Source organism: Streptomyces sp. NPDC042102, from assembly GCF_055582305.1.
Window position 1 is genome coordinate 437214 of sequence record NZ_JBVJDL010000003.1, and the last position, 15500, is coordinate 452713.

General features: G+C 72.7%; 16 protein-coding genes. 4 read left to right on the top strand and 12 right to left on the bottom strand.

The window, feature by feature from the left end; translation table 11 throughout:
- Window positions 1–134 precede the first annotated feature (134 nt).
- The 5 genes from ACZ6KO_RS15305 to ACZ6KO_RS15325 all read right to left on the bottom strand — a co-directional run bounded on the left by ACZ6KO_RS15305 (window position 135) and on the right by ACZ6KO_RS15325 (window position 6772).
- Window positions 135–1832 (bottom strand): class I adenylate-forming enzyme family protein, encoded by a 1698-nt coding sequence (locus tag ACZ6KO_RS15305; RefSeq protein ID WP_469304453.1) that lies wholly within the window; start codon window positions 1830–1832, stop codon window positions 135–137.
- Window positions 1833–1973: 141 nt separating this feature from the next.
- Window positions 1974–2867 (bottom strand): prephenate dehydrogenase/arogenate dehydrogenase family protein, encoded by an 894-nt coding sequence (locus ACZ6KO_RS15310; protein ID WP_469304454.1) that lies wholly within the window; start codon window positions 2865–2867, stop codon window positions 1974–1976.
- Window positions 2864–5017 carry an aminodeoxychorismate synthase component I gene (gene pabB, locus ACZ6KO_RS15315; RefSeq protein WP_469304455.1) on the bottom strand — a complete coding sequence of 718 codons (2154 nt, stop codon included), beginning with the start codon at window positions 5015–5017 and terminating at the stop codon, window positions 2864–2866. Before pabB ends, ACZ6KO_RS15310 begins: the two co-directional genes overlap by 4 nt.
- Entirely contained in the window at window positions 5014–5316 is a 303-nt protein-coding gene (locus ACZ6KO_RS15320; RefSeq protein WP_469304456.1) for a chorismate mutase family protein, read from the bottom strand. Before ACZ6KO_RS15320 ends, pabB begins: the two co-directional genes overlap by 4 nt.
- Window positions 5317–5476: 160 nt before the next feature.
- Entirely contained in the window at window positions 5477–6772 is a 1296-nt protein-coding gene (locus tag ACZ6KO_RS15325; protein WP_469304457.1) for an MFS transporter, read from the bottom strand.
- A gap of 99 nt (window positions 6773–6871) precedes the next feature.
- Between ACZ6KO_RS15325 and ACZ6KO_RS15330 the strand changes: the two genes are divergently transcribed.
- Window positions 6872–7798: a LysR family transcriptional regulator gene (locus ACZ6KO_RS15330; protein WP_469304458.1), complete on the top strand. Its 927-nt coding sequence runs from the start codon at window positions 6872–6874 to the stop codon at window positions 7796–7798.
- Here ACZ6KO_RS15330 and ACZ6KO_RS15335 read toward each other — a convergent pair.
- From ACZ6KO_RS15335 to ACZ6KO_RS15355, 5 genes are all read right to left on the bottom strand, one after another.
- On the bottom strand, window positions 7782–8786 hold the full coding sequence (locus ACZ6KO_RS15335; protein ID WP_469304459.1) for a LuxR C-terminal-related transcriptional regulator: 1005 nt from the start codon (window positions 8784–8786) through the stop codon (window positions 7782–7784). The genes ACZ6KO_RS15330 and ACZ6KO_RS15335 overlap by 17 nt on opposite strands.
- Before the next feature lie 207 nt (window positions 8787–8993).
- Entirely contained in the window at window positions 8994–9656 is a 663-nt protein-coding gene (locus ACZ6KO_RS15340; protein ID WP_469304460.1) for an ATP-dependent Clp protease proteolytic subunit, read from the bottom strand.
- Between the two features lie 55 nt (window positions 9657–9711).
- Entirely contained in the window at window positions 9712–10311 is a 600-nt protein-coding gene (locus ACZ6KO_RS15345) for an ATP-dependent Clp protease proteolytic subunit (RefSeq protein ID WP_469304979.1), read from the bottom strand.
- 299 nt (window positions 10312–10610) lie between these two features.
- Window positions 10611–10982: a cupin domain-containing protein gene (locus tag ACZ6KO_RS15350; RefSeq protein ID WP_469304461.1), complete on the bottom strand. Its 372-nt coding sequence runs from the start codon at window positions 10980–10982 to the stop codon at window positions 10611–10613.
- 56 nt (window positions 10983–11038) lie between these two features.
- Entirely contained in the window at window positions 11039–11758 is a 720-nt protein-coding gene (locus tag ACZ6KO_RS15355) for an alpha/beta hydrolase (protein ID WP_469304462.1), read from the bottom strand.
- 113 nt (window positions 11759–11871) lie between these two features.
- Between ACZ6KO_RS15355 and ACZ6KO_RS15360 the strand changes: the two genes are divergently transcribed.
- The 3 genes from ACZ6KO_RS15360 (at window position 11872) to ACZ6KO_RS15370 (ending at window position 14450) form a co-directional block, all read left to right on the top strand.
- Entirely contained in the window at window positions 11872–13020 is a 1149-nt protein-coding gene (locus ACZ6KO_RS15360) for an adenosine deaminase (protein WP_469304463.1), read from the top strand.
- Window positions 13021–13155: 135 nt separating this feature from the next.
- On the top strand, window positions 13156–13458 hold the full coding sequence (locus tag ACZ6KO_RS15365) for a hypothetical protein (protein ID WP_401454869.1): 303 nt from the start codon (window positions 13156–13158) through the stop codon (window positions 13456–13458).
- A 251-nt stretch (window positions 13459–13709) separates the two neighbouring features.
- A complete protein-coding gene (locus ACZ6KO_RS15370; protein ID WP_469304464.1) occupies window positions 13710–14450 on the top strand; it encodes a hypothetical protein in 741 nt (246 codons plus the stop codon).
- Between the two features lie 131 nt (window positions 14451–14581).
- On the opposite strand, the gene ACZ6KO_RS15375 is transcribed toward ACZ6KO_RS15370, so the two are convergent.
- Window positions 14582–14791 carry a PspC domain-containing protein gene (locus ACZ6KO_RS15375; protein ID WP_469304465.1) on the bottom strand — a complete coding sequence of 70 codons (210 nt, stop codon included), beginning with the start codon at window positions 14789–14791 and terminating at the stop codon, window positions 14582–14584.
- A gap of 53 nt (window positions 14792–14844) precedes the next feature.
- Window positions 14845–15477, bottom strand: a complete 633-nt coding sequence (locus ACZ6KO_RS15380; protein WP_469304466.1) for a VanZ family protein — start codon at window positions 15475–15477, stop codon at window positions 14845–14847.
- Window positions 15478–15500: the final 23 nt, after the last annotated feature.

Consider the following 15500-nt stretch of genomic DNA (forward strand, 5'->3'; position numbering starts at 1 on the left):
TCCAGCCCCGCCGGCGTTTGAGGCGCGGGGGCATGGGGGCGGAGCCCCCGAAACGGCCCGCCGGGCCACCTGCCGGCGCCGCCCCGTCCCGGCCCGCCCCTCGCCGGGCCGGGACGCGGCGGCAGTCCCTCGGCTCAGCCCGCCACGGCGAGCGACTTGCCGGCCCCGCCGCCGGCGGCGTCCCGCACGTACGCCCCCAGGTCCGCGTACTTCTCCCGCAGCTTCCGCTTCAGCACCTTCCCCGTCACCCCCACCGGGAAGTCCGCCTCACCGGCCGCCACCTCCAGCAGCCGCAGCGCCGGCTGCCCGGCCGCCGCCAGCGCCTCGTTCGCGCGCAGCAGCAGCTTCTCCGCGTCCACGGCCACCGCCTCCGGTGTGGTGACCACCGCCACCGGCACCACGGCCCCGTCCTCCTCGCCGGCGATCACCGCGACGTCGTCGAACTCGGGCACGTCGTTCAGCAGCACCTCCTCCATCAGCGTCGAGTACGCCGGCCCGGCAGCCGTCAGGATCTGGTCCGCGGCCCGGTCCACGAGGTAGAAGTCGCCGCCTGCGTCCTTGTACGCCATGTCGCCCGGCAGCCAGTGCCCGGCCAGCTTGTAGCGGTACGTCGTCGCCGAGTCGCCCCAGTAGCCGGGCGTGATCGCCGGGCCCCTGGCGGCCAGGAAGCCGACCTCGCCGACGTCCGCGTGGCTGCCGTCCTTGCGCAGGATCGCGACCTCCGCGACCCCCACCGGCTGTCCCGCGCACCGGTCGTTGCGCACGCTGTCCTTCGTACGGATCTTCAGCAGGACGCCCCAGCCCAGCTCCGTCGTCCCCAGCCGGTCGAAGAACTGCGCCGACGGCAGGTGCGCCGAACGGTGCTCCAGCGTCCGCGTGATGTGCGCCTGGTGCACGGCGTCGCCGATCGACACCCACGAGCCGACGCTGTCCAGCGCCCCGTCCGTCCGCTCCAGCGCGGCCAGTTCGGCGTACGAGTGCGCGAAGGCCATCACCGCCGTCGGCTTGTGCGCGGCCACCGTCGCCGCCAGCTCCTCGCCGCTGCGGTCGCTGTGCGCGACGACCGGGGTGCCGGCCAGCACCGCGTACACGGTGAAGGCGATGCAGCCCAGGTGCGACTGCGGCAGCGCGGTCAGCATCAGCGCGCCCGGCTGCTCCTTGAAGTCCACCAGCCGGAACTGCGGGCCGGCCACGATCGTGCCGTGCGTGTGGATGGTCGGCTTCGGGCGGCCGGTCGTCCCCGAGGAGTGCAGGATGACCACCGGGTCCTCGGAGACGTGGTTCCAGTACGCCCCGGCCGGAAGTTCCGCCGCGGGCGGTGCCGGCAGGCTCTCCTCCTCCTGGGTCCAGGCCAGCCCGTCCAGGATCTCGCTGCTCGCCCGCAGCTGCGCCAGCCGGCCGCGGTCGGCGTACAGGCCGACCGGGGTGGTCTGCTCGATCAGCGACTCGGCGATCGGCGCCGTGGCCTTGCTGTTGATGAGCACGGCGATCGCGCCGATCTGCGCGAGGGCGTAGAAGTGCACGGAGTACGCGAAGGAGTCCTCGAACCAGACCGCGACCCGGTCCTTGGGCTGCACGCCCTGCGCCAGGTACCAGGCCGACCAGGCCTGGGCCAGGCCGTCGACCTCGGCCAGGCTCCAGTCGTGCTGCTCGGCGCCCGCCAGATCGGTGATCGGCCGGGTGGAGTGGACGAAGGGCGTGGTGGGGCTCGGGCTCGCCGCGAGCGCGGAACGCAGCAGGTTGCCGCCGCCGACGCTCTTGTCGGCGGCCAGCGCCGCGCGCTGCCCGGGGTCGAGGACGGTCGCGGCGAAGCCCGTGCGGGAGTCGGTCATGTCGTGCCTCTCTGATGAGGGGTGCGGTACGTCAACGGGTCGGTGCGGTGCGATGCGATGCGATAGGTGAACGGTGCGATGCGATGCCGTCAGATGCGGCGTGTGCGTGCCAGGAGCGGGCGGAGCGTCGGGCGGGAACCGTCAGACGTTCGCGAAGATCCGCGCGCACAGCTCGCGGTAGTTGTCGAGCTCGGCGCCCAGCGCGCCGCGGACCTTGGTCATCAGGGCCGTGAAGTCCTCTTCGGTGCCGTCCTTGACGGTGTCGGCGAGCCGGCGGGCGGCCTCGGCCAGGGCCGTACGGGCGCTCACCGCCTGCGGGTTGGCCGCCTGCACGTCCCAGTACACCTCCGGGGTGCCGGAGGAGACCCGGGCCAGCAGCGAGGCCAGCGTCTTGTGCGGGGGCGGCGCGATCTTGGCGACCTCCTCGACGTCCGTGCCCATCCGGGACAGCGCGAGGCCGAAGGAGAGCACGGTCGCGTGGGTCAGCGCCTGGGAGACCGCGGTCAGCCGGTCGTGCTCGGCGGCCTCGACCCGGACGACGCGCCCGCCCCAGGACTCCACCAGGCGCAGCAGCTCGGCGGTGAGCGGGCCGTCGTACGTCACCGAGGCCGCCACCACCCGGCCCTCGAACCCGAGGGCCGGGGCGAACATGGGGTTCAGGCCCATCGCCTCGACGGCGGTCCCGTCGACGTGCGCGCGGAACTCCTCGTCGATGCGCTGCTTGACGGAGAGGGTGTCGACCAGGAGGGCGCCCGGGCGCAGTGCGGCCGCCACCCCTTTGACCGCGGCCAGCGCCACCGGTTCGGGCACCGCCAGCACCACCACGTCGGCCTTGCCCAGCTCCTTCTCCAGCCGCGGCGAGAGGTCGGTGATGTCGCCGTGGATGCTGCGGGCGCCGCCCGGTGCCGGGGCTCCGGCACCGGCCGGGTCCACGACACAGATCTGTACGCCGCTGCCCTGGAGCTTCTCGGTGAACAGCCGGCCGACCGCGCCCTGGCCGCCGACGATCACCGCCCGGCGGATGCCGCCGCTCACGCCGCGCTCCGCGAACCAGTGGCAGCTCCCGCGCCCGGGGCGGAGCCCGCGGCCGCGCCCTGCCGGAGCGCGGTGCCCAGCACCGCCTGCACCATGGCCCGGGACTTGACCACCGTCTCCTCGAACTCCTCGTCCGGGTCGGAGAGCGCGATCACCGCACCCCCGACCCCGAAGGTGACCCGGTCCTCGGTGGCGACCAGGGTGCGGATGACGATGTTCAGGTCGGCCGCGCCGCCCAACGAGAACCAGCCCAGCGAGCCCGAGTACACCCCGCGGGCGCCCTCCTCCAGCCGGTCGATGATCTCCATGGTGCGGACCTTCGGGGCGCCCGTCATCGATCCGCCGGGGAAGGCCGCCCGGACCGCCGAGACCGCCGACTCGCCCTCGCGCAGGGTGCCGCGGATGGTGGACACCAGCTGGTGCACCGGCGCGTACGTCTCGACGTCGAAGAGCCGCGGCACATGCACCGAGCCGACCTCGGAGACGACGTTGAGGTCGTTGCGGATCAGGTCCACGATCATCAGGTTCTCGGCGCGGTCCTTCTCGTTGCCGAGCAGGTCCGCCTTCAGCGCCTCGTCCTCGGCCGCCGTCGCGCCGCGCGGCCGGGTGCCCTTGATGGGCTTGGACTCGGCGGTGCGGTCGGTGCCGACCGTCATGAAGCGCTCCGGGGAGGCGCTGAGGACCGCGACCCCGGGGAAGTCCAGCAGCGCGCCGTACGGGACGGGGCTGATCCGGCGCAGCTCGGCGAACGTCTCCAGCGGGTCGATCCGGGTCTTCAGGGCGACCTGGTTGGTCAGGCAGACCTCGTAGCTCTCGCCGTCGTGGATCTCCTGGTGGATCTCGGCGATCCGGGCCAGGTAGCCCGCCCGGTCGTGACGCATGTGGACCAGGCCGGCGAGCGCCGGGTCGGTCATCCCGGTGGTGGCCAGGCCCCGGGGACCGGCCGCCGGGCGCGGGGCCGCGGCGGAGCCGAGGGCGCGCAGCCGGGCCGCCGTACGGTCCAGCCAGCCGCGGGCGCCGAGGTCGCCGCCCGCCCGGTCCTCGGACAGTGCGAGCAGGTACGTGACGCCCTCGGCGTGGTCGAAGGCCACCATCCGGTCGGCGAACAGCAGGGCCGCGTCCGGGGTGTCGGCCTTGTGCGCCTCCCGGCCGCCGCTGTCGGCCTTCAGCTCGTAGCCGAGGTACCCCACGTACCCGAGGTTGAAGTCGAAGGGCAGCCCCTCGGGAACGGGCACCGCCCGCTCCTTCACCTGCTCCTCCAGGTACGTGAACACGCTCTGCGCCACGAGCTCGTCGCCGCCGCCGGGCCGCTGCACGCGCACCGTGCGCTCCAGCACCTGGTAGGTCACGTACTCCGAGAGCGGGCCGGTGCCGTCGCCCATGAACGAGAACCGCGACAGGCCGTCGATCACGCTGCTGCTGTCGAGCCAGAACCCGTGCGCGTTGCCCGCGAACAGCTCCCGGTAGACCCGCTCGGTGTCGGGCAGCAGCGGCAGCCGCTCCACGTGGACGCGGTACGGGGCGCGCGCGGCGCCGGCCGCGGCGTGCGCAGGCGTGGCCGCGGGCCGGGCGGCGGCGTACGCGAGAGCCTGGTCGCGGAAGTTGGCGAGCAGCTCCCGGCCGTACTCGCTGCTGATGGACTCGGGGTGGAACTGCACCCCCCACACCGGCAGGCTGCGGTGCCGTACCGCCATGACGACGCCGTCGGCGGTCCAGGCGGTCGGCTCCAGCTCCTCGGGCAGCCGGATCGCGGCGAGCGAGTGGTAGCGCACCACGTCGTAGGGCGAGGGGATCCCGGCGAAGAGTTCGCTGCCGTCGTGCGTGATCGAGGAGATCCGGCCGTGCATCGGCAGCGGCGCGTGCGCGACCTCGCCGCCGAAGAGGTGGCAGATGCCCTGGTGGCCCAGGCACACCCCGAGGACCGGCAGGCCGCTCTCCAGGATGGCGCGGCGGCTGATGCCGAAGTCCCGCTCGCGCTCGGGCCGGCCCGGTCCGGGGGAGACGACGACGGCGTCGTAGTCCGCCATGTCCAGCGAGGACCAGTCGGTCTCGTTGGTGACGACCACCGGAGGGCGGCCGTTCACCTCCCCGAGCAGCTGGTAGAGGTTGTAGGTGAACGAGTCGTGGTTGTCGATCAGCAGGGTCCTCATGACGCGGCCGCCATTTCGAGGTCCTCGACCCGGCACGTCTCCTCGATCATGAGATCGTAGAGCCGGCGCAGGAAGCCGAGGTCGATCCCGTGCTCCGCGCCGAACGCCGCGGCCCGCTCCTGGACCAGCCCGATGCGGTGCGGCTGCATCATCGGGATGTCCTGGGCCTTCTTCACGCGGGCGATCTCCACACAGATCTCGATCCGTGCCCGCACTTCCCCGAGAAGCCGCTCGTCGATCCGGTCCAGCCGCGCGCGCAACTCGTCAATACCGGCGGTGGCTTGCGCCGTGCCTTTCATGACTGCCCTCCCGCTCTCCCCGCGTAACTCACGGATATCGCTTCACACGAGCACCTTGGCCCGGCGGGCGGGCGCGGGAGAAGGGACGCCAAGGCTCGTGAATGCGCAGTGCGCATTCACGAGCCTGGAGGGGGAGTCCGGCGGTCGCCGGGCGAGGTGCTCAGCGGGCGCCGAGCAGGGTGCGCGCCGTGGCGGCCCGCTCCGCGCGGGCGGCCCGGGTGCCGCAGAGCGTGATCGAGACGACGCCCAGGACGGCCACCAGCGCGAACGCCACCGTCGCCGGCCAGCCGCCCGCGTGGTAGGCGAGGGCGCCCAGCGTGCCGCCGGCGCTGGAACCGAGGTAGTACGCCGACTGGTAGAGCGCGGACGCCTGCGCCCGGCCGCTCTTCGCCGTACGGCTGACCGCCGACGAGGCCACCGCGTGCCCCGCGAAGAACCCCGCGGTGATCAGCACCAGTCCGGCCACGATCGCCACCAGCGCATCGCCCAGCGAGAGCAGCAGGCCCAGCGCGGTGGTGGTCACCGCCAGGTACAGCGCGCCGCGCCGCCCCGTACGGGCCACCAGCTGACCCGCGGCGGCCGAGGAGACCGTACCCACCAGGTAGACCAGGAACACCGACCCGATCACGCCCTGTCCCAGCGAGAAGTCGTCCACCAACCGGTAGCCGATCACCGTGTAGACCGCGCCGAACACCGTCATGAACAGCGCCCCGACCCCGTACAGCCGCAGCAGCAGCGGGTCGCGCAGATGGCCCGCGACGGTCCGGCCCACCGCCCGCGGCCGCAGGCTCGCCGGCGTGAAGAACCGGGCGCGCGGCAGCAGCACCAGGAAGGCCACGGTGCACAGCAGCGCCAGCGCGCCCACGGTGGCCAGCCCGGCCCGCCAGCCCCACATCTCGGCGGCCCAGCCGGTGACCATGCGCCCGCTCATCCCGCCGATGGAGTTGCCCGCGACGAACAGCCCGATCGCCGCGACCAGCGCCTTGGGCCGGACCTCCTCCGCCAGGTAGGCCATCGCGGACGCCGGGACGCCGGCGAGCGCCGCGCCCTGCACGGCGCGCAGCGCCACCAGCCACTCCACGTTCGGCGCGAACGGCACCAGCAGGCCGAGCGCCACCGCGAGGACGAGCGAGACCGTCATCATCCGGGTCCGGCCGAACCGCTCCGACAGCGCGCTGAGCGGCAGGACGAACAGGGCGAGCGCCCCGGTCGCGGCGGACACCGTCCAGCTGGCCTGACCGGCCGTCACCCCGAAGCTCGTCGAGAGGGCGGGCAGCAGCGCCTGGGTGGAGTAGAGGAGCGCGAACGTCGCCAGACCGGCGGCGAACAGGGCGAAGGTCATCCGGCGGTAGCCGGGGCGGCCGGGGGAGAGCCGGCCGGCGTCCGTGGCGGAATCCGGGAACTGCGCGGCAGAGGCACCCGGGGTGGTGGGTGCCCCGGTATGAACGGGAGGCATGTCTTCGAAACTAGACCCCTCTTTTTCATGCGTCCAATGCACAGAAGAAGGAGAATCAATCCAGTCCTGCATAAGCACAGCTCACAGAGGTGGATGTCAATGAACCGTTACGAAGAAGACATGGGCGTGACAACCATGCTCGCCCCGCGCCTCACCTACTTCGTCACGGTCGCCCGCCACGAGCACGTCACCCGGGCCGCCCACGAGCTGGGGATTCCGCAGTCCACGCTCTCCCGCGCCATCGCCCGACTGGAGGCCGACCTCGGCGTGGTCCTCTTCGCCCGCCGCGGCCGCTCGCTCGCCCTCACCACGGCCGGCCACACCTTCCGGGCCTCCGCCGAGCGCGCGCTCGCCGAGATCGCCCGCGCGGCCACGTCCGTCCAGGACGACGCCGACCCCACCACCGGCAAGGTCGCCTTCGGCTTCCTGCACACCCTCGGCCCCGAGACCGTCCCCGGCCTCATCCGCGCCTTCCGCGCCGACCACCCCAGGGTCCGCTTCGCCCTGGTCCAGAACTACGGCGAGGCGATGCTGGAGCGGCTGCGCGCCGGCGAGCTCGACCTCTGCCTGACCTCACCGCTCCCCGACGCCCCCGACCTGGTGGCCCGCCGCCTCGACGAACAGCGGCTGCGCCTGGTGGTCCCGGAGGACCACCGGCTCGCCTCCCGCAAACGCATCCGCCTGGCCGAGGCGGCCGAGGAAACCTTCGTCACCCTGGAGCCGGGCTACGGGCTGCGCCGTATCACCGACGACCTGTGCGCCGAGGCGGGCTTCACGCCGCGCGTCGCCTTCGAGGGCGAGGAGGCCGAGACCCTGCGCGGCCTGGTCGCGGCCGGCTTCGGCGTCGCCCTCCTGCCCCCGCCGGCGGTCCCCCGCCCAGGGGTGGTCGAACTGACGGTGACGGCCCCCCGGGCGGTCCGCGAGATCGGCGTGGCCTGGCTCGACGGCCACCCGGACACCCCGCCGGTGGCCGCCTTCAAACGCTTCCTGCTCTCCCGCCGCGGCCGCCTCATTCCGGATCTGTGACCGGCTGGACGTGCGCGGCGAGCAAATAGCCCGCCTGGAAACGGGACTTCGCGCCCACCGCGCGCATCGTCTCCGCGATGTGGCGCTGGCAGGTGCGTTCCGACATGCCCAGACGGCGGGCGATCACCTTGTCCTCCAGGCCCTCCGACAGCAGGCGCACGATCGTCCGCCGCAGTTCGTCCGAGAGGGAGCGGGCCTGGTCCGGGCTGACCGTCACCGGGAACGGCTGCGCGCTCACCCACGAGCGCTCGAAGGACTCGGCCATGAAGTGCACGACGTTCGGCTCGCGCACCACCAGGGCCGCGCCCGGCCGCCCGGGGACCGGCATCAGGCCGGTGTGCCGGTCGAAGACCAGCATGCGCATCAGGGCGTCGCCGAGGGTGCGCACCTGGGCGCCCAGGGCCGTCACCCGTTCGACGTAGGCGACGGTCGGGCGTGAATAGCGGGCCGTGTGCTGGTAGATCGTCCGCATCCGCACCCCGCGTGCCAGCAGGGCCTCGTCCCGGCCGATCGCCTCCTCCAGGGCCTCCTCCGGGTGGCGGCCGCCGGGCTGCGAGGCGAGCAGCTCCCGTTCGCACGAGGCCGCCAGCTCCGCGATCAGTGCGCGTACGGCGCCCAGGTCGGTGACCAGCTCCAGCCGGCCCGAGCCGCTCACCACGCGCTGGGCGGCGCCCGCCTCGTACGCCGGGACCAGCGCCTCCATTCGCTCGCGCAGCCGGTCCATCTCGTCGTGGGCCTCGAGCACCCGCAGCGTCAGGGGTGCCAGGGCGCGCGCGGCCGCCGCCCGGGGCGGCACCGCGCTCCAGCGGTCCTCGCCGCCGTCCGGGGCGCGCTGGAGCAGGTGCGCGGCCGCGAGCTCGGTGATCGCCGCCGCGGCCCGGGCGCCCAGTACGGCGGTGGCCTCGCCCGTGCAGAACGCGTGCCGCTCGGCGGCGTACGCGTACAGCCGCCGGGCGGCGGCACTCAGCTCGCGATCATCACCCGCCATGTCCTCATTGGTCCCGGCCTGCACCGTTTCGTAAACCCCTCGGGTTCCCGCAAGGCGGCAAGACGACCCCATTCCCGCCGCTGCGGGCGCAGGCCGGGCGGGCACAGTGGACGGCGACGCGCCGGACGCCCCGGGGGCCGTCCGACCGTGAGGGGGCGGTACGGCCGGACCCGCCGGGGCCGGTGCGGTCACCGGCGGGGGAGGCGGTCATCCAGGCTGCTGCCCCTGACCGGCCCTCCCGCGCGGGACGATCACCTGGTCCACGATCCCGTACTCCAGCGCCTCCTGGGCGGTGAGGATCTTGTCGCGGTCCAGGTCCTCGCGGATCGTGCGGCGGTCGCGGCCGGTGTGCTCGGCCAGGATCGCCTCGACCCGGTCCCGCAGCCGCTCGATCTCCCGGGCCTGGATCTCCAGGTCGGAGACCTGCCCCTGGGTGCCGCCGGTGGCCGGCTGGTGCATCAGGACCCGGGAGTTGGGCAGGGCGATGCGTTTGCCCCTGGTCCCGGCGGCGAGGACGACCGAGGCGGCGGAGGTGGCCTGGCCCACGCAGACGGTCTGGATGTCCGGCCTGACGTACTGCATGGTGTCGTAGACGGCCATCAGTGAAGTGAGGGATCCGCCGGGGGAGTTGATGTAGAGGGAGATGTCGCGGTCCGGGTCGGCCGCCTCCAGGCACATCAGCTGCGCCATGACGTCGTTCGCCGAGACGTCGTCGATCTCGGAGCCGAGGATGACGATCCGCTCCTCGAAGAGCTTCGCGTAAGGGTCGTACTCCCGCACGCCGTACGCGGTGCGCTCGGTGAAGTGGGGCACGACGTGGCGGGCCCGGGGCGCGTAGCCGCGCGGGGGCAGGGGCGTGGGTATGGGCATGGGTGTGGGCCTCCGTACGCTGCGGACATCCGAAGGTGGACGGGGTGGCACGGGATCAGCGCGTGGCGAATCCGCCGCCGCCCGGCATGGCCGGGGTGGACCGGATCACGTCGTCGATGAGGCCGTAATCCTTGGCCTCCTGAGCGGAGAACCAATGGTCGCGGTCGGAATCCCGGGTGATCCGCTCGACGTCGTTTCCGGAGTGCAGGGCGATGAGTTCCGCCATTTCCTGTTTCGTCTTGACCAGCTGCCGCACATGAATGCGGATGTCGCTGGCCGACCCGGAAATGCCGGCGGACGGCTGGTGCATCAGGATCTTCGCGTGCGGCAGCGCGAAACGCTTTCCGGGAGTTCCCGAGGTGAGCAGGAACTGGCCCATGGACGCGCAGAATCCCATGGCGATGGTGACGACGTCGTTCCTGATGAGCTGCATCGTGTCGTACACGGCCATGCCGGCGGTCACCGAGCCGCCGGGGGAGTTGATGTAGAGGTAGATGTCCTCCTCCGACTGCGCCGCCAGCATCAGCAGTTGGGCCGTGATGCGGTTGGCGATCTCGTCGTCGACCGGCTGGCCGAGGAAGACGATCCGGTGCTGGAGCAGACTGCCGAACACCTGGTCGCCCATGCCCCAGGACGGTCCACCCGCCTGGTCCATGCGCGGTGTCGCAGGGCCCGATTCCGGTAGCTGATAATCGGTCTGGGCAAGCATGGAACCCCCCTGTTGTTCCCATGGTCATTTCCCATGGTGAAACTGCCGGACTTCCTTTTACCGACCGGCGCCCGTCAATCCCGGAACGTATTTCCGATCGTCATGCTTCGGACCGTAGCACGATCATTGTGGACGTCGAGGGCGGCCGGTATGGAGTTCGCTCAGAGCGTGGGAAACCGCCGGCTCCGAGGGCGGTGTTCGCTCAGAGCTTGGAATCCGACCGGCTCCGGGGGCGGAGTTCGCGATCAGCCCGATTCCCCTTTCGCGTAGTCCGCGAAGCCCGTCCAGTCCAGCACCACGCACGGCTCGTCGCCGATGACCCACGCGTCGTGGCCCGGGGTCACCTGGATGAAGTCGCCCGGGTTCGCCTCGCCCTGCTCGCCGTCGTCCATCACGATGGCCATCCGGCCGCTCACCACGTACCCCGTGTGCGCGGCCTGGCAGGTGTCCGTGCCCGCCAGCGGCTTCACGTGCTGCGTCCACCGCCAGCCGGGCTCGAAGACCGCGCGGCCCACCGCGCCGCCGTCGGTGTGGAGCAGATCCAGCCGGCCCTTGCCGTCCGCGAAGGGACGGGTCTCGTCCGCGGCCTCGAAGTTCCTGGTCACCAGTCCGGCCATGGCAGCCGCCTCCGGTTGAGAGAACAGCCCCGAGTCCGTCTCCCACTGTACGCCGGTCAGCCCCGCAGGGACCGGCCGAAACCCGAGGCCAGGGGCATCCGCAGACCCAGCGGCGGCGGCGCCGCGAGCGCGTCCGCCACCGGGCGGGAGTAGCGCGCCGAGCACACCGAACCGAGCACGAAGTCGACGGCCAGCGCCACCACTTCGTCCTGGTGTTCGCGCAGCCCGTGTCCGTCCGAGTGCACCTCGAACCGGCACGTGGAACGATTCGCCTTCTTCGCGCGCGCCGCCAGCCGGTACGACAACTCCGGGTCGCTGCGCTCGTCGTTGGTGCCGTGCACGATCAGCACGTGCCGTCCGGTGAGCTGCTTCACCGGTTCGGGGGAGACCCCGGCCGCCGTCCCCGGCAGACAAGGGGACAGCGCCAGTACCGAGTTGACGGCGTCGTGCCCGGCCGCCGTCAGCGCCGCGTGGCCGCCCGCCCCGTACCCGGCCAGGCACACCGGCACGTCCCCGTACCGGCGGACCACCTCGTCCGCCGCCCACCGCGCCGCCTCCGGGCGGGGCCGCTCCCCGTGCCGCACGGTGTGCGTGACCAGGCCCTGCGGCCCGCCGGCCCGGGCCAGCGCCCGTACCAGCGGCCGCACCGGACCGGAGACCCACCGGGACGCTCCGGGAAGCAGGAGCACCACACCACTGACCGTCGAGCTCGTGCCGTTCGCGCCGGCCGCCCGCCCCAGGCGGGCCCCGCGCGCCGGCGGCGCATGCGTAGCCATGGCGGAACAGTCTCAGACGCCGAGGTGTACGCCACCCGTCCGCACGGTCACTGTTACGTATCGACCCCTGTCGGCGGCCTGTCGCTCTACGCGCGTAGGAGTAGAGTGCCCGGATGACGAGCGAGACCCCCAACCTGCCCACCCCGGAACAGATCCGCCGTTCCCCGAAGGTGCTGCTGCACGACCACCTCGACGGCGGACTGCGTCCCGGGACCATCATCGAACTGGCCGACGCGGTCGGTTACGACAGGCTTCCCGAGACCGACGCCGACAAGCTCGGCATCTGGTTCCGCGACGCCGCCGACTCCGGTTCCCTCCCGCGCTACCTGGAGACGTTCGCGCACACCTGCGCCGTCATGCAGACCAAGGAGGCCCTCTTCCGGGTCGCCGCCGAGTGCGCCGAGGACCTCGCCGAGGACGGTGTCGTCTACGCCGAGATCCGCTACGCCCCCGAGCAGCACCTCGAGGCGGGCCTGACCCTCGAAGAGGTCGTCGAGGCCGTCAACGACGGCTTCCGCGAGGGCGAGCGCCGCGCGAAGGCGGGCGGCCACCGCATCCGCGTCGGCGCCCTGCTGACCGCGATGCGCCACGCCGCCCGCGCGCTGGAGATCGCCGAGCTGGCCAACCGCTACCGCGACAACGGCGTGGTCGGCTTCGACATCGCCGGCGCCGAGGCCGGGTTCCCTCCCACCCGCCACCTCGACGCCTTCGAGTACCTCAAGCGCGAGAACAACCACTTCACCATCCACGCGGGCGAGGCCTTCGGCCTGCCGTCGATCTGGCAGGCCCTGCAGTGGTGCGGCGCCGACCGGCTCGGCCACGGTGTGAAGATCATCGACGACATCGAGGTCGCCGAGGACGGCAGCGTCACGCTGGGCCGCCTGGCGAGCTACGTGCGGGACAAGCGCATCCCGCTGGAGATGTGCCCGACCTCGAACCTGCAGACGGGCGCCGCCGCCTCGTACGCCGAGCACCCCATCGGTCTGCTGCGCAAGCTGCACTTCCGCCTCACCGTCAACACGGACAACAGGCTGATGAGCGGCACCAGCATGACCCGCGAGTTCGAGCACCTGGTCGACACGTTCGGCTATTCGCTCGACGACATGCAGTGGTTCACCGTCAATGCGATGAAGTCCGCGTTCATTCCTTTCGATGAACGACTCGCCATGATCAACGACGTGATCAAGCCGGGCTACGCGGAACTGAAGTCGGAGTGGCTGTTCCGGCAGACCGCTTCGACCAGCGGATCTGTCTCGGCCTGAGCCGAGGCATGACAAAAGAAGGCGCCCGGGGATCCGTCCCCCCGGGCGCTTTCTCGTATCGGATGACGTTTGCGGGCCGGTGTTTCGAGTGGCTAATTTGCGGAGCCGCTCCATTCCCCGTCGCAAGGACTCTTCATGAAGCAGTCAGCTGCCAAGTCCCTCGGTGTCGCCGTCGTCGGTGCCGCCCTCGCTGCGGCCGCCGCCGGCACCGCCTCGGCCGCCGTCCCGGAGATCGGCCCCGCCGAGGCGCTCGGCACCGTGACCGGCGCCGCCCAGGGCCTCCCGCTGCAGGACGTCACCAAGTCGCTCACCGGCCAGGAGCAGGCCGCCGGCGCGGAGGGGCACTCGACCTCGGCGAGCGACCCGGGTCAGGTGGTCGGCCAGGCCACCGGCCTGCTCGGCGGCCTGCCGCTCAGCAACCTGCCGGTCGGTGGCTGAACCACCGCCCCACAGCGCAGACGTACGGGCGCGCTCGTGGCGCACACCCTGACGACCGGGTGTGCGCCGCGTCGTACGCCGCGCCACGCACACCACCACCCGCCCGCCGACGCACGGGGTACGAGGTCGCAGCCATGCGGATGAAGGCACGCGCGGCAACGCGCGAGAACACGCCGGGCACGGGGACGCGCGCCGCGGTGGCCACGGCCGCGGCACCTCGCTCCGCCCGCACACGGTCCACCCGTACACGGGTGTCGACCGCCGCGCTCCTGCCCGCCCTGCTGCTGGCGGCCACCGGCTGCGGCTCGGGCGGCACGAGCGGCGGCGCGGCCCCCGCCACGAGCCCCGACCCCAAGGGGTCCGCTGTCGCGGCCCCGGGTGCCCCCGCGGCCTCCGCCGCACCCCGCAGCGGCAGCGCGCTGGAGAAGGCCGCCCTGGAACAGGGCGATCTCGCCGGCTACCAGATCTCCGCCCAGGGCAAGAACCCGAGCGCACCGAACGGTCAGCCGCAGGCCGACAAGAAGGCCTGCCAGCCGCTGGCCGACGCCATGGGCGACAAGCCCGACCCGGCCGCGCGCGAGACCGTCAACCGGGGCGTGGGCTCCCAGAAGCAGGTCGGCCTCGCCGTCTCCGCGTCCGTCAGCTCCTACAGCGAGGCCGACGCCAAGCGGCTGCTCTCCCGCCTGGGGCAAGCCGTCGCCGCCTGCGGTGCGGGCTTCACCGCCACCGTCGAGAAGCACACCGGCGCCTACCGCGACGTCAAGGCGGTCGCCTACCCCACGAACGGCGACGAGAGCGTCAGCTGGACCACGACCGCCTCCGCCGAGGGCGTCTCGGCCCTGGTCCACCTGGTCGTCGTACGCCAGGGGGCCACGGTCGTCCGGCTGATGGCGCTCAACGTGGCGGGCGGTCCGGCGAAGGCCGAAGTCCCGCACGAGGTGGCGGACAAGCAGCTGGAGAAGGTACGCGGGGCGGCGGCCGGAACCGGCTGAGACGGGCGCCCGCCGGGTATCCCCGCCGGGCGGCCGGAGGGCCGGGCGGCATGACCGGGGTGGCCAAGGTGGCCGTGACCGGGAGACCGGGACCGGAGGACCGAGTGACCGTGTCCGGCTGACCGGGTGGGTTACCAGGCGGTCTTGGCGCTGTAGTCCGCGCGCTCGTTCGGCAGCAGCACCCACAGCGCTATGTAGATGAGGAACTGCGGACCGGGCAGCAGGCAGGACGCCAGGAATATGGCCCGCATCGTCCACGGGGCCATTCCGAATCGCCGTGCGAGGCCGGCGCACACTCCGCCGATCATCCGTCCGTCACGGGGGCGCACCATGGCACTCATGGTTTCTCCTTCGCAGATCGCGACGCTTCGTCGCTCCGACTTTTCCCTATGCCTCAATACTCCCGGTGGATAGCGGAAAGAACGTCGGTCCGCAGGCCGAGCCCGACCCTGGCAATTCTCGGGGTCGGACCCTGAGTCCCTTCCCGGGACCCCTGCCGCCGGGCCTGCGCGGCGGCCTTTTCGCGCACGCCGGCCTCGGCGGCCTCGGCCCGGGTACGGCGTACGCGCGCCCGCAGGGCCGGTACGACGGCCAGGTGCGCCAGGGCCACGCCGACCGTGTTGAGCAGGACGTGGTCCACGTCGACGACCTGCCCGGGCACGGCGGTCTGCAGCATCTCGATCACGAGCGCGATCAGCGCCCCGGCCGTGGTCGTCCGGACCAGGGAGGCCCAGGCCGCCAGCGGCGTGGGCGCGAGCCGCCCGCCCGCCAGCGGCAGCAGAACGCCGACCGGGGCCAGCAGCACCAGGGACCCGCCGAGCCGCCGGGCGGCCTCCAGCGGCCCGTACGCGAGATCCGCCCTGATCCCCTCCAGCGGCACCAGATTGGCGGCGGCCGCCCACGGCACGTCCAGGGGCCGCAGGGTCACCCAGCCGACGAGCGCGAGGTGGGCGAGGAGCAGGACGGTGCCCAGGAGCCGGAGCCGGAGGTGTATGGCGGCACGGTCGCCGCCCTCATGACGCTGCACACCTGCGAGGACGCCGCGCCCGG

Coding starts and splice junctions, on each gene's coding strand:
- ACZ6KO_RS15305 (WP_469304453.1), bottom strand. CDS start 1,832: ATGACCGACTCCCGCACGGGCTTCGCCGCGACCGTCCTCGACCCCGGG.
- pabB (WP_469304455.1), bottom strand. CDS start 5,017: ATGAGGACCCTGCTGATCGACAACCACGACTCGTTCACCTACAACCTC.
- ACZ6KO_RS15320 (WP_469304456.1), bottom strand. CDS start 5,316: ATGAAAGGCACGGCGCAAGCCACCGCCGGTATTGACGAGTTGCGCGCG.
- ACZ6KO_RS15325 (WP_469304457.1), bottom strand. CDS start 6,772: ATGCCTCCCGTTCATACCGGGGCACCCACCACCCCGGGTGCCTCTGCC.
- ACZ6KO_RS15330 (WP_469304458.1), top strand. CDS start 6,872: ATGAACCGTTACGAAGAAGACATGGGCGTGACAACCATGCTCGCCCCG.
- ACZ6KO_RS15335 (WP_469304459.1), bottom strand. CDS start 8,786: ATGGCGGGTGATGATCGCGAGCTGAGTGCCGCCGCCCGGCGGCTGTAC.
- ACZ6KO_RS15340 (WP_469304460.1), bottom strand. CDS start 9,656: ATGCCCATACCCACGCCCCTGCCCCCGCGCGGCTACGCGCCCCGGGCC.
- ACZ6KO_RS15345 (WP_469304979.1), bottom strand. CDS start 10,311: ATGGACCAGGCGGGTGGACCGTCCTGGGGCATGGGCGACCAGGTGTTC.
- ACZ6KO_RS15350 (WP_469304461.1), bottom strand. CDS start 10,982: ATGGCCGGACTGGTGACCAGGAACTTCGAGGCCGCGGACGAGACCCGT.
- ACZ6KO_RS15355 (WP_469304462.1), bottom strand. CDS start 11,758: ATGGCTACGCATGCGCCGCCGGCGCGCGGGGCCCGCCTGGGGCGGGCG.
- ACZ6KO_RS15360 (WP_469304463.1), top strand. CDS start 11,872: ATGACGAGCGAGACCCCCAACCTGCCCACCCCGGAACAGATCCGCCGT.
- ACZ6KO_RS15365 (WP_401454869.1), top strand. CDS start 13,156: ATGAAGCAGTCAGCTGCCAAGTCCCTCGGTGTCGCCGTCGTCGGTGCC.
- ACZ6KO_RS15375 (WP_469304465.1), bottom strand. CDS start 14,791: ATGAGTGCCATGGTGCGCCCCCGTGACGGACGGATGATCGGCGGAGTG.